Origin of the sequence: Ventrimonas faecis, assembly GCF_040096075.1 — a bacterium.
GTDB lineage: Bacteria > Bacillota > Clostridia > Lachnospirales > Lachnospiraceae > Brotaphodocola > Brotaphodocola faecis.
In genome coordinates this window covers 42,134-56,089 of sequence record NZ_JBBMFJ010000002.1, presented here as the reverse complement: position 1 = coordinate 56,089, position 13,956 = coordinate 42,134, and the positions used below count along the sequence as shown (strand labels likewise).

The 13,956-nt window shown below is 50.4% G+C and carries 10 protein-coding genes; 1 reads left to right on the top strand and 9 read right to left on the bottom strand.

Annotated elements, in window-relative coordinates:
• Nucleotides 1–6 precede the first annotated feature (6 nt).
• The 8 genes from WMO41_RS01330 to WMO41_RS01295 form a co-directional block, all read right to left on the bottom strand.
• Nucleotides 7–1,926: a DNA gyrase/topoisomerase IV subunit B gene (locus WMO41_RS01330; RefSeq protein WP_349228279.1), complete on the bottom strand. Its 1,920-nt coding sequence runs from the start codon at nucleotides 1,924–1,926 to the stop codon at nucleotides 7–9.
• 126 nt (nucleotides 1,927–2,052) lie between these two features.
• Nucleotides 2,053–3,246 (bottom strand): SLC13 family permease, encoded by a 1,194-nt coding sequence (locus WMO41_RS01325; RefSeq protein ID WP_349228278.1) that lies wholly within the window; start codon nucleotides 3,244–3,246, stop codon nucleotides 2,053–2,055.
• 158 nt (nucleotides 3,247–3,404) lie between these two features.
• Nucleotides 3,405–4,622, bottom strand: a complete 1,218-nt coding sequence (locus WMO41_RS01320; RefSeq protein ID WP_349228277.1) for an iron-containing alcohol dehydrogenase — start codon at nucleotides 4,620–4,622, stop codon at nucleotides 3,405–3,407.
• Between the two features lie 239 nt (nucleotides 4,623–4,861).
• Entirely contained in the window at nucleotides 4,862–5,188 is a 327-nt protein-coding gene (locus WMO41_RS01315) for a hypothetical protein (protein ID WP_349228276.1), read from the bottom strand.
• Nucleotides 5,189–5,284: 96 nt separating this feature from the next.
• On the bottom strand, nucleotides 5,285–6,154 hold the full coding sequence (locus WMO41_RS01310) for a DegV family protein (protein WP_349228275.1): 870 nt from the start codon (nucleotides 6,152–6,154) through the stop codon (nucleotides 5,285–5,287).
• Between the two features lie 174 nt (nucleotides 6,155–6,328).
• Nucleotides 6,329–9,934 carry a carbamoyl-phosphate synthase large subunit gene (gene carB, locus WMO41_RS01305; RefSeq protein ID WP_349228274.1) on the bottom strand — a complete coding sequence of 1,202 codons (3,606 nt, stop codon included), beginning with the start codon at nucleotides 9,932–9,934 and terminating at the stop codon, nucleotides 6,329–6,331.
• Nucleotides 9,934–11,025: a carbamoyl phosphate synthase small subunit gene (locus WMO41_RS01300; protein WP_349228273.1), complete on the bottom strand. Its 1,092-nt coding sequence runs from the start codon at nucleotides 11,023–11,025 to the stop codon at nucleotides 9,934–9,936. Before WMO41_RS01300 ends, carB begins: the two co-directional genes overlap by 1 nt.
• Before the next feature lie 176 nt (nucleotides 11,026–11,201).
• Nucleotides 11,202–11,357, bottom strand: coding sequence for a hypothetical protein (locus tag WMO41_RS01295; RefSeq protein WP_349228272.1), 156 nt, complete (start codon nucleotides 11,355–11,357; stop codon nucleotides 11,202–11,204).
• Here WMO41_RS01295 and WMO41_RS01290 point away from each other — a divergent pair.
• Nucleotides 11,344–12,618, top strand: a complete 1,275-nt coding sequence (locus WMO41_RS01290; RefSeq protein ID WP_349228271.1) for a peptidoglycan-binding protein — start codon at nucleotides 11,344–11,346, stop codon at nucleotides 12,616–12,618. The genes WMO41_RS01295 and WMO41_RS01290 overlap by 14 nt on opposite strands.
• 66 nt (nucleotides 12,619–12,684) lie before the next feature.
• On the opposite strand, the gene hflX is transcribed toward WMO41_RS01290, so the two are convergent.
• A complete protein-coding gene (gene hflX / locus WMO41_RS01285) occupies nucleotides 12,685–13,941 on the bottom strand; it encodes a GTPase HflX (RefSeq protein WP_349228270.1) in 1,257 nt (418 codons plus the stop codon).
• Between the last annotated feature and the right edge of the window lie 15 nt (nucleotides 13,942–13,956).

The following is a 13,956-nucleotide window of genomic DNA, read 5'->3' as shown; positions in this document are numbered from 1 at the left end:
CTCTCCTTATGCGTCAATCTCTGCTTCGTTCGCGTGGTCGTAGATAAACTGCTTGCGCGGCGGCACTTCACTGCCCATCAGCATCTCGGTCACCTCGGATGCCATGCGGGCATCCTCAATTTCCACACGTTTTAACACGCGGCGTTCCGGATCCAGGGTGGTTTCCCAGAGCTGTTCCGGGTCCATCTCACCAAGACCTTTGTAACGCTGCAAGCGAAAATCACCCGTGTGAGTTTTGCGGTAACGCTCCAGTTCTTTGTCATCGTACAGGTACATTTCCTGTCCTCTGGACGGAATGACCTTGTAAAGCGGCGGCATGGCAATATAGACATGTCCGTTGTAGATCAGTTCCGGCATAAAACGGTACAGGAAGGTTAAAAGCAGTGTGTCGATGTGGCTGCCGTCTACATCCGCATCCGTCATGAGGATGATCTTGTTATATTTTAATTTGGTAATGTCGAAGTCATTGCCGTAGCCCTCGGAAAAGCCGCAGCCGAAGGTATTGATCATGGTCTTGATCTCGGCATTGGCCAGGACCTTGTCCATGGAAGCTTTTTCTACGTTTAAAATTTTTCCCCGGATTGGCAGAATGGCCTGGTACTTCCGGTTTCTTGCCGTCTTGGCAGAACCGCCCGCAGAATCTCCCTCTACAATGAAAATCTCACAGAGCTCCGCGTCCCGGCTCTCACAGTTTGCCAGCTTTCCGTTGCTGTCAAAGGAAAATTTAGACTTGGTGAGCATGTTGGTTTTAGCCTTTTCCTCTGCCTTGCGGATCCTGGCAGATTTCTCCGCACAGCCGATGATAGCTTTTAAGGTCTCCAGATTGCGGTCAAAATAATGCTGCAGCAGATCTCCAGATACCGTGAAGACCGCCTTGGTGGCATCTGCACTGGCCAGCTTTGTCTTGGTCTGGCCTTCAAAGATCGGATCCGGATGCTTCACAGCCACAATAGCTGTCATGCCGTTTCGCGTATCCGCTCCGGTAAAATTCGGGTCTTTTTCTTTTAAGATGCCGAGTTCTCTGGCATAGGAATTGATGAGCTGGGTAAAACGAGTCTTGAATCCGGCCAGATGCGTGCCGCCCTCCTGCGTGAAAATGTTGTTGCAGAAGCCCAGAATATTCTCCTCAAATGCATCTACAAACTGGAACGCTACCTCAACCTCGATCTTATCTACTTCTTTCTTAAAATAGACAGGCTCGTGGATGGCTGTCTTGCCCCGGTTCAACTCTTTGACATAAGCCACAATGCCCTCTGGCTCATGATAGGTAATTTCTTCTTTCTCATTGGCCCGCGCATTCTTATAATAGATCATCAGGCCCGGATTTAAATAGGCTGTCTCATGCAGTCGACTCTTTAACCAGTCTGCCTTAAACCGTGTTTTTTCAAAAATCTCATCGTCCGGCAGAAAGTTAATCTCTGTACCAGTCTGTCTGGTCTTGCCGAGAACCGGCAGCAGGCCATTCTCCAGTTCTACCGTCGGAATGCCGCGCTCATAAGCATCATGATGGATAAAACCATTTTTGTAGATTTTTACATCCATGCGGGCTGACAATGCATTTACTACGGACGAACCAACACCGTGCAGACCGCCGCTGGTCTTATAGGCCTGATTGTCAAACTTACCGCCTGCGTGGAGGGTGGAAAGTACCACACGTTCCGCAGATACGCCCTTTTTATGCATCTCCACCGGAATGCCGCGGCCGCTGTCCTTCACCGTGCAGGAACCGTCCGCCTCCAGTGTGACCCAGATGGTATTGCAGAAACCAGCCAGATGCTCGTCCACCGCATTGTCCACGATCTCGTAGATCAGGTGATTGAGTCCCTTTGTGCCAACGCCGCCGATATACATGCCCGGGCGTTTTCGCACTGCTTCCAGACCTTCCAGGACTGTAATGCTGTCTGCGTTATACTGTGTATTTGCCATGTTACCCCTCCGTCTATAAAACTGTTCATAAAACAAATGTTCGAGTTATCATTATACCTAATAAAAAGAAAAAAAATCAAGTAAAAAGTGAAATTTCATAATTCCGGTGAATCCATACGCGGCAGCCTAGCTTAACATGAATGCTGCCAACAGAAGGGCCGCCGCCATTCCCACATTCCAGAGCGTAAACTGAAGCAGGTAACGCTGTTTCGTTCCACATTTCGGAGATTGTCCCTGCTTTTCAGCAAAAAATTTATACGAAATCAGGCTGGCCAGAGATGCAATCAACGTGCCAAGACCGCCGATATTGACACCCCGGAGAAGCGCCGCATACTGATCCGTAAACCCGGAAAGTAAAATAGCTGCCGGCACATTGCTGATTACCTGACTGCAGCCAAACGATACCAGTAATTCTCTTCCCGTTAACATCTGGTCCAGGAAGTCCCGTACCAGATCAATCCGTTTCATATTTCCAATAAATATAAAAAAGGCTAAAAAAGTCAGAAGCAGGCTGTAATCCACTTTTTTCGGAAGAAAGTTTCCATGCAATACACTGTTTAAGCACAGACATCCGGCCAGCACGATCAACAGAAGAACAGGCCAGCTTAAAATACGAAATACGGAAAGCAAACTGATCAGAAATAGAACACCCAACAGCAGATTCTGCTGTTTTCTGGTGTCCTTCCGGGAATTTTCTCCCTTTTTCTGCATTCCAGGTATCGTATCAGAAAAGGTCGTTCCTGCTTTCAGGCACCTGGCATCCAGTGTAAAGTTTTTGTGCAGCATGCAAGCACCCAGAATCATCAGAAAAGAAAGAACACTGAGTGGAGCCATGATCAACAAAAATTGTCCCATATCCATGCCTGAAACCGAATACAGATAAAGATTCTGCGGATTGCCCACCGGTGTCATCATACTGCCAAGGTTTGCCGCAATGGTCTGCATGACAATCACCGGAATCATTTCCTTTTGCAGGCCAGCCAGTTCCAACACCAGAATTGTAAATGGAACAAATGTCAGCAGCGATACATCATTTGTAATCCACATGGAACAAAAGAAGCACAGCAGCACCAGTACCAGATATAATTGCCGGAACGTATGAACTCTCGTAAGCAGAACCTGCGCAATCTCCCCGAAAAGTCCTGTCTGCTTAAATCCTTCCATAATTGTCATCAGGGAAAATAAAAGTGCCAGCGTCCGGTAATCCAGATACTCCGGATACTGGCTGTCCGGATGAACCAGGAACATAGAAACCACACCTAAGAGCATGGCCACACAGAGCACCGTCTCCTTTTTGAAATATGCAATCAGCCTCTTCATCAAATCGTATTTCCTTCCCATTCTTCCTAAAAATCACAATAGATTATTATACGTATCTTTTTCAAAATTAGCAATAGGGCAAATGGATGTAAACAAACACGAAAAACACCCCGCCGGGAAATCCCGGCGGGGTGTTTATAAATTGTATGTATGAAGAATTAGAAATCAACCTCAGTATCGTAGTAGCAGCACTTAAGCAGCTTCTCCATCTCTTCCTGACTAGGCTGACGCGGGTTGGAACCGGTACATGCGTCTGCGATGGCGTTCTTTGCGATCTCCGGCAGTCTCTCTAAGAATACCTCTTCCGGTACGAAGCCCTGCTCGGTCGGATAGCTGTCTGTGCCGTAGTTCTTGATGCAGTGCGGGATCTTTAAGTCGTCGTTCATCTTTCTTAAGTAAGCAATTAACAGAGCAACCTTCTCATCCAGGTTCTCGCCGCCCAGCTTCATGAAGTCTGCAATCTCGCCATAACGCTCTTTTGCAGTCTCATCTTTTGCGTTGAATGCGATAACCTTCGGCAGGTACATAGCGTTTGCTGCACCGTGGATAATGTGTGCGCCGTAATCTGCGAATGCAGCACCGGTCTTATGAGCCATGGAATGAACAATGCCTAACAATGCGTTAGAGAATGCCATACCTGCCAGACACTGTGCATTGTGCATAGAATCACGTTTTGCCATGTCACCGTTGTAGGAATCTACCAGATCTCTCTGGATCATCTTGATAGCGTGCAGAGCCAGCGGATCGGTAAAGTCGCAGTTTGCGGTGGAAACATATGCCTCAATTGCATGGGTCATAGCATCCATACCGGTATGAGCTACCAGCTTCTGCGGCATGGTCTCTGCCAGATCCGGATCTACGATTGCTACATCCGGGGTAATCTCGAAATCAGCGATCGGGTACTTGATGCCCTTCTGGTAATCGGTAATGATAGAGAATGCGGTAACCTCGGTAGCGGTTCCAGAAGTAGAGGAAATTGCGCAGAAATGAGCTTTTCTTCTCAGTTTCGGGATACCGAATACCTTGCACATATCTTCAAAGGTGATGTCCGGATACTCATACTTGATCCACATTGCTTTTGCTGCATCGATTGGGGAACCGCCGCCCATAGCAACAATCCAGTCAGGCTGGAATGCTTCCATGGCTGCTGCGCCCTTCATAACGGTCTCTACGGAAGGATCCGGCTCGATGCCCTCGTAAAGCTGAACTTCCATTCCTGCTTCCTCCAGGTACTGTTTTGCCTTGTCAAGGAAACCGAAACGTTTCATGGAACCGCCGCCAACACAGATGATTGCTTTCTTACCTTCGAATGTCTTTAATGCCTCTAATGCACCTTTTCCGTGATATAAATCTCTTGGTAATGTGAATCTAGCCATAATAGCTCCTCCATTCTGCCGCCGTCAGGCAGCACCTTTTTTTATTTAGATGCTTTTGTTAACTCGTTAATTTATTAACATTAACTCTGTTCTTACTATAACACTTTTTGTATATTTTGCAAGTGTTTTTTGAATATTTTTTTCATTTTATTTTCACTTTGCATAGTTTTTTTGTTAGTGCTTTGTCAAACAGAATATAAAAAAAGAGGCCATAAAAGGCCCCTTTGTGTTGCTATGTATTATCTGCGGCAGGCAGAGCTTCCCATCACATAGGAAATCATCTGCGGGCTGCTGCAGGTTTTACCGGACAGGTTCTTTCTGCTGACCCCTGCTGTTACGCGGTTTCCTGCAGGATTGCAGGCATTTCCATTCTTTCCGCATGCATTGTTATTCTGGCTGCAGTTTCCGGTATTGCCGCCATAGCTCTGGCATACCTGAATGGTGCATCCCCGGTTATTTGCTCCGTTTCCACAGTTTGCAGTCGCCGCAAATGCGGTCATCGGCTGGAAGGCCAGCAGGGCGGTTACTGCCATTGCTGCTGCGGTGGTTGCGATCTGTTTTTTCATGTTCTTTTTCTCCTTTTGTTACATAAATATTTCAAATTTGTTACAAAAGTATGTTACCATACAGAACATGGAAAAGCTACTGGGAAGTACTGGAAATCATGGCTTACAGGTATACCCGATCCCCAGGCCACCCGGTCCGATGTGGCAGGTTACGCCAAAGGACAAGTCATCGCAGAGGATGGCCTGACCCGGAAATGCTGCTTCGATTTCCTTGACCCAACCTTCTGTCTCTTCTTTTCCGGCACTGGAAGCCGCCACAATGTGCATGTTTCCCGCATCATATTCCTGCTGATAGGACTCGGCAATGACCTTCTTCACATCCTCGATCATAGTCTGCTTCGCCCGCTTTAAGCCACGGCAGTTCTTATGCAGTTCCAGAATGCCGATATCAAAATGAAGTACCGGCTTTACATTCAGAAGTCCTCCTACAAGTGCCACACCGGCAGAAATGCGGCCGCCGTGTTTTAAATATTTTAAATCATCTACCGCAATATAAATACCGGCTTTGGTCTTCACCTGCTCCATGCGCGCCTTCACTTCTGCCGCGCTGCAGCCGGACTCTAAAAGCTCCAGGGCATCCAGAATGCTCCGGTGAAGCGGCGTAGACACACTACCATTATCTACAACGTAGACCCTTCCCTCATACTTTTCCTCCTGTGCCAGCATCATGGCTGTCTGACAGGAACCGCTCAGGCCGCTGCTGATCGGAATATAAAGGATGTCCTCATACTGGGAAAGTGCCTTGTCCCACAGCTCCATGACCGCCTCCGGAGATGGCTGGGAGGTGCTGATGTCCTCCAGTCTGCCCAGACGTTCCAGGAACTCCTCCCTTGTAATATTCATTCCCTCATAATAACAGGTTCCATTCATATAAAACGGCATCGGCAGCACAAAGATCCCAAGTCTCTCTGCCTCACTCTGTGAAATGCTGCTGTGGCTGTCTGTTACAATTCCAGTTGTTCTCATCCAAAATTCTCCTTCGTATTCCCGGGAGCGCCCCGCCCTTTATTACATATGAAGGAAATTATAGCCCAATTTCCCACAAAAAACAAGCCACAGGGAATTCCTGCAGCATTTCGCAAATCAAAAACCCCCGGGAGTTCCGTATCTGGAATTCCCGGGGAGCCTTTGAAATCTCATTTAAAATTTAATCACTTCCGGTGCATGGGTGAATGCATAAATGGTTGCGGTGGCATTCTCAAAACAGAACACCTCGGTATTTCCATCATCCTCAGAATACATCTTCCGTAAGGACGGATAAGCATTCAGCATGGACTCCCGCGCCGCTCTGCGGTCGTCCTCCACCAGTTTTCCTGTTACACGGATCCATTCTCCGTCTTTGAATGCAGTGAGTTCTGCTTTCGGATTTGCGTGCAGCTGTTTGGAGACATCTTTTACCTTTCCGGTCTGGATGTACAGCTTACCCTCAAAGATGTGCGCGGTGCCGAACGGGCGCACACGCGGCTGGTCGCCTTCTACGGTTGCCAGATAATACGTATCTGCATCTTTTAAGAACTTCTCTACACGCTCAATGCCACTATAGATTACCGGTTTTACCTTCGCGATATCGATCAGGGTCAGCTCTTTCGCGCGGTTCTCCAGGCTGGTTGCCAGTGCTCCTGCGGTATCCAGGCTGGTGAGAACATGCACACCGGTCTCGATGGCATTACGGCGGATCACAAAGCCGTCATGGCTGCGCTCTGCGCCCTGCTGCGGGATATCAATAACCAGATCAACCTCATGTCCTAAGAGCAAATCCATGATATTCGGGGATTCCTGCTCCAGCTTTCTTACAGTCAGAGCCTTCACGCCGTTTTCATTTAAGACCTTCGCGGTACCGCGGGTTGCAAAGATCTTGTAGCCTACGTTCTGGAAACGTCTTGCGATCGGAACTACATTTTCCTTCTCGGAATCACGGACGGTGATGATCATGTTCTTGTGCTTCGGCAGCTTCAGGCCTGCGCCCTCGAAGGCCTTGTACAGAGCCTCGTTGAAGGTGTTTGCGATACCCAGGCACTCACCGGTGGACTTCATCTCCGGTCCAAGGCTGATATCTGCGCCGCGGATCTTCTCGAAGGAGAATACCGGCATCTTGATGGCAATGTAATCGGCTTTCTTCTGCAGGCCAGGCTCATAGCCAAGCTCTTTTAAGGTGTGTCCGCAGATCACCTGGGTTGCCAGAGGAACGATCGGGATTCCGGTTACCTTGCTGATGTACGGCACGGTTCTGGAGGAACGCGGGTTTACCTCGATGATGTAAACTTCGTTATCTGCCACGATAAACTGAATGTTGATCATGCCTTTGACATGAAGGGCCCGGGCCAGCTTCTCCGTGTAGTCCACCAGCTTCGTCTCGATTTCCGGGGTGATGCTCGGTGCCGGATAAACAGAGATACTGTCACCGGAGTGAACACCGGTACGCTCGATATGCTCCATGATACCCGGAATCAGAATATCGGTGCCATCGCATACCGCGTCGACCTCAATTTCCTTACCCACAATATATTTATCGACAAGGATCGGATGATCCTGCGCAATCTGGTTGATGATGCCGATGAACTCGTCGATATCATTATCGTTGATGCAGATCTGCATGCCCTGGCCGCCCAGTACGTAGGACGGTCTTACCAGAACCGGATAGCCCAGGTCGTTGGCTGCCTTTTTTGCTTCCTCCGCAGTGAATACGGTGTGTCCTGCCGGTCTCGGAATCTGGCATTTCTCCAAAATCTCATCGAACAGTTCGCGGTCCTCCGCTGCGTCTACATCTTCTGCTGCAGTACCAAGAATCGGCACGCCCATCTTCATAAGGGACTCTGTCAGCTTGATGGCGGTCTGTCCACCGAACTGTACCACGGCACCGTCCGGCTTCTCAATGTCTACGATGCTCTCTACATCTTCCGGGGTTAACGGCTCAAAGTACAGCTTGTCCGCGATATCGAAGTCGGTACTTACGGTCTCCGGGTTGTTGTTGATGATGATGGTCTCATAGCCTTCCTTCGCAAAAGCCCAGGTGCTGTGTACAGAGCAGAAGTCGAACTCAATACCCTGGCCGATCCGGATCGGGCCGGAACCAAGTACCAGAACCTTTTTCTTTGCATGTTCCTCTTCTACCTCGCTGATGCCGTCGAAGCAGGAGTAATAATACGGAGTTTCTGCCGCAAACTCTGCCGCACAGGTATCTACCATCTTGTAAGCAGCGCGGATGTTGTTTGCGTGGCGCATGGCCTTGATCTCATCCTGGGATACACCGGTCAGTCTGGAAATCACGTTATCCGGGAACTCAATGCGTTTTGCTTCCTTTAAAAGTTCCGGAGTCAGCGGACCGTTCTTTAAGGCATTCTCCATCTCCACGATGATAGCCAGCTTGTCAATGAACCAGTAATCAATCTTAGTAATATCGTGAATTTCCTCATAAGAAATACCGCGGCGCAGTGCCTCTGCAATAACCCAGATCCGGCGGTCATCCACTACATGAAGCTGTTCGATCAGCTCATCGTGATCCAGTCCGGTAAAGTCGTAGGAAAGCAGGCAGTCTACATGCTGCTCCAGGGAACGAATGGCCTTCATGAGGGCACCCTCAAAGTTGGTGCAGATACTCATAACCTCGCCGGTTGCCTTCATCTGGGTTCCCAGGGTACGTTTTGCGCTGATGAATTTATCAAACGGAAGTCTCGGCATCTTGACAACACAGTAATCCAGCATCGGCTCGAAGCTTGCGTAGGTCTTCTTAGTAACAGCATTCTTAATCTCATCCAGAGTGTAACCCAGAGCAATCTTCGCTGCTACTTTCGCGATCGGGTAACCGGTGGCCTTGGAAGCCAGCGCGGAAGAACGGCTTACACGCGGGTTTACCTCGATGACGCAGTACTCAAAGCTGGTCGGGTGCAGGGCGTACTGTACGTTGCAGCCGCCGGTGATGCCCAACTCGCTGATGATGTTTAACGCGGAGGTACGAAGCATCTGGTACTCCTTATCGCCCAGGGTCTGGGACGGAGCCACAACGATGCTGTCGCCGGTGTGAACGCCAACCGGATCCAGATTCTCCATGTTGCAGACGGTGATCACGTTGCCGGCGCTGTCGCGCATTACCTCGTACTCAATCTCTTTCCATCCGGCAATGCAGCGCTCTACCAGAACCTGTCCTACACGGGAAAGGCGCAGGCCGTTCTCCAGGATCTCGCGGCACTGTTCCGGGTTATCGGCAATACCGCCGCCGCTGCCGCCCAGAGTGTAGGCCGGGCGAAGTACAACCGGATAACCAATCTGGTCCGCGATGCGGAGACCATCTTCCACGTTCTCCACGATGTCAGACGGAGCCACCGGCTCGCCGATCTTCTCCATGGTCTCCTTGAACATCTCACGGTCCTCTGCCTTTTTAATGGTCAGGGCAGTGGTACCGATGAGGCGGACATGATTCTCTTTTAAGAAGCCTGCTTCCTCCAGCTCCATGGCAAGATTCAGTCCTGCCTGGCCGCCCAGGGTCGGAAGCACGCTGTCCGGTTTTTCTTTCTTAATCAGCTGCTCTACCACTTCCAGGGTCAGCGGCTCAATGTAAACGCGGTCTGCGATATCTTTATCGGTCATAATGGTTGCCGGGTTGGAGTTTAACAGAACAACCTCAATGCCCTCCTCCTTTAAGGAACGGCAGGCCTGGGTTCCGGCATAGTCAAATTCAGCAGCCTGGCCGATGACGATCGGGCCAGATCCAAGTACAAGAACTTTCTTAATATCAGGATTCTTTGGCATTAGTTATTTCCTCCCATCATGTTGATAAAACGGTCGAACAGGTACGCAGAGTCCTGTGGTCCCGGGCAGGCTTCCGGATGGTACTGTACGGTGAAAATATTCTTTCCAACATACTTCAGGCCCTCATTGGTTCCGTCGTTAACGTTGGTGAATGCCGGGATGGCAATGTTAGGATCCAGGCTCTTCGGATCCACTGCGTAACCATGGTTCTGGGATGAGATGATGGCGCGTCCGGTCTCGGCATCCTTCACCGGATGGTTGCCGCCGCGATGGCCGTATTTTAATTTGAAGGTATCGGCTCCGGTGGCCAGTGCCATAAGCTGGTGGCCAAGGCAGATTGCAAAAATCGGCACATCGGATTCGTACAGCTTGCGGATTTCTTTGATGATCTCCACATTTTCCTTCGGATCTCCAGGACCGTTGGACAGCATGATGCCATCCGGATGGGATGCGAGGATTTCTTCTGCAGTTGTATCACAGGGGTAGATGGTGACTTCACAGCCACGCTTTGCCAGGGAACGGGCGATATTGCGCTTGGCTCCAAGATCCAGAAGCGCCACTTTTTTGATCGGCTTCTCAAATTCATCGGATGCCGGAAGGATGTACTTTTCCTTGCAGGAGGTCTTTTTTACGACTCCGGTCACGGTGTACGCATGCATGCGGGCAATCGGATCGGTGAGATCATCGTACTGCTTTGTGGTGATCATGCCGTTCATGGTGCCCTTCTCACGTAAGATTTTGGTGAGTGCGCGGGTATCTACGCCGCTGATGCCAGGAATGTCGTATTTTTCCAGGAAATTCTGAATGGTATCCTCACTGCGGAAATTGCTGGGAATACGGGACAGCTCGCGGACAATATATCCATCCGGCCATGGTCTGTCGGACTCCATATCCTCATAACAAATACCATAATTGCCGATGAGCGGGTAAGTCATAACAACAGCCTGTCCTGCGTAAGACGGGTCAGTCAGGACCTCCAGATAACCGGTCATAGAGGTATTGAATACGATTTCGCTGATGACTTCGCGGGTGGAGCCAATGCTGGTTCCCTCGAACACGGTGCCATCTTCCAGAATAAGAAATGCTTTCATGGGGGAGTACCTATCCTTTCTTTCATCCGTATTGTTTGTGGGGTGATTCCTTTTGGGCCTTTTCAGACTGCTTTGTATACAATGACGTCTGCCCAAATTGATGAAATTATACATGATATGCAAGGGTTATGCAAGCTGATTTATTTTTATACTTTCTTATTTTTAGTTATCCTGTTTTATTGTTTTATTCTGTCGCATTCCAGCAGTTCCATTGCCGTGTTTCGCTGCATTCTTTTCGCCAGCCTGTTTCTCACGTTCATTGCATTCTCTGCATATCCTGTTATGATAAGCCAAACGAAATTTTCAAGGAGCTGCCCTATGCCAAGATCCATCCGCACCGCCTCAACAGAACTCTCCTCCAGCGGTCTGTTACAGGTCAATGTCGTAAATATCCAGAACAACTTTCCGATCCGCAATGCCAGAGTCACCATCACATATTCCGGAGAACCCACGGCTCCGTTAGAGGAGCTTTCCACCAATGCCTCCGGCCAGACTGAAGAAGTGAGCCTGGCTGCGCCGCCACTGGAATATAGCCTTCGTCCCGGCGAAGGCCAGCCCTATTCCGATTACAACATTATGGTAGAAGCACCGGGCTTCCGGCCGGTAACCGTGGAAGGAACCGAGGTACTTCCGGATGCTACGGCCATCCAGCCCATCCGCATGGAACCGGAAACAGATACTGAGCCAGTTGAAAATCCCATTGTGATCCCGGAGCACACCCTGTACGGCAATTATCCGCCCAAGATTGCGGAAAACGAAATTCAGCCGGTCAACGAAAGCGGCGAGATTGTCTTAAGCCGCGTGGTAGTCCCCCAGACCATTGTGGTGCATGACGGACCGCCCACCAGCAACGCCGAGAACTATTATGTTCCTTACCGAGATTACATCAAAAACGTGGCCTCCAGCGAGATCTACGCCACCTGGCCCCAGGCCTCCATCACAGCCAATGTACTGGCCATCATGAGCTTCACGCTGAACCGGGTCTATACCGAACACTACCGGAACAGAGGATACGACTTCACCATCACCTCATCCACCGCCTTTGACCATAAATGGATTCCGGGGCGAAACATTTTTGAGAGCATTTCCGTGATTGTAGATGAAATTTTTGACAACTACCTCTCCCGTCCCGGCGTACGACAGCCCATTCTGACCCAGTACTGTGACGGCAGACAGGTGCAGTGCTTAAACCGCGGCTGGATGACCCAGTGGGGCTCCTGCTCTCTGGGCGAACGCGGCTACAGCCCGATTGAAATCCTGCGTCACTACTACGGAGACAGCATCTACATCAATACGGCCGAAGAGATTTCCGGTATTCCCGCTTCCTGGCCCGGCTATGACCTGAGCATTGGTTCTTCCGGCCAGAAGGTCATGCAGCTGCAGGAACAGTTAGATGCCATTGCCACGGTCTACACTGCGATTCCCCGGGTAAACGCGGATGGCGTTTACGGACCGGCTACCGCCGCGTCGGTGCGGGAATTCCAGTCCATCTTCGGCCTGCCCCAGACCGGCGTGGTGGATTTTGCCACCTGGTATAAGATCTCGCACATTTATGTGGGCGTATCGGGAATCGGGGAGTTATATGGAGCGTAACTCCTGTTCCCGGATCATACACGAGGGCCCGGCGTTGCCGGGCCCTCAAATAAACTTACTCTTCTGTTATTTTGTCACGATCAAACTTCCGAACAGCTCCGCCGGAACATAGGCCTTCACGGCAATGCCGTCCGCCTGATATTCCTCGCTCAGCAGTTCGCCGTACTTGCGGATCGTCTGGATCTTGCCTGCCTCCTGGTAGGAGAATACCCGCTCCAGGTACACCTTCTGGCTGCGCAGGATCTGTTCTAACGTATCCAGCAGTTCCGGTACGCCTGCCCCGGTCTTTGCGGAGATCTGCACCTGGTAGTCAGACTGGAGATCTCTTGGAAATTCACCGTCTTCCTTCTGGTCGATCTTGTTGAACACGGTGACAATGATCTTGTCCTCTACCTTCAGCTCCCGCAGGGTCTCATACACCACATGCATCTGCATATCCATGTTCGGATTCGAACAGTCTACCACATGCAGGATGATGTCGCTGTACTTTGCTTCCTCCAGCGTACTCTTAAATGCCTCGATCAGGTGATGGGGCAGCTTGCGGATAAAGCCGACGGTATCCGTCAGCATGATCTGCTGTCCACTCTCCAGTTCCAGATTCCGGGTGGTGGGATCCAGGGTTGCGAAAAGCTTGTCCTCCGCCAGAATACCCGCATCCGTCAGACGGTTTAACAGCGTGGATTTACCCGCGTTGGTGTAGCCGACAATGGCTGCCACCGGAGTGTGGGCCTTCTCCCGTTGCTTGCGGATGACATCGCGGTGACGTTTCACCTCTTCCAGCTCCGATTTTAACTGGCCGATGCGCTCATGAATCAGACGGCGGTCCATCTCCAGTTTTTTCTCACCCGGGCCTCTGGTACCGATACCGCCGCCCAGACGGGACAGGGAACTACGCAGACCCACCAGTCTGGCCGCCCGGTATTTTAACTGGGCCAGCTCGACCTGAATTTTACCTTCGCTGGTGGTCGCGCGGGACGCGAAAATATCCAGGATGACCATGGTACGGTCCATGACCTTGGTATCCAGCGCATCCTCCAGATTGCGAAGCTGCGCCGGGGAAAGTTCATCATCACAGACAACACCGGTAGCCTGCAGCTCCCAGATTCGCTCCCGCACCTCGTCAATTTTTCCTTTTCCAAGATAGGTACCCGGATGAATGCGCTCACGGTTCTGGATCATTTTATCTACGGTAATGCCGCCCGCAGTCTTTACCAGTTCTTCCAGCTCATCCAGGGAAGCGCGGGTATCGTCCTCATCATCCGTGCTGACGGCAATGAGAATCACCCGCTCCTCGATTTCTTTCATATCAAATAATTCTGCCATAAATTCTTCTATGCT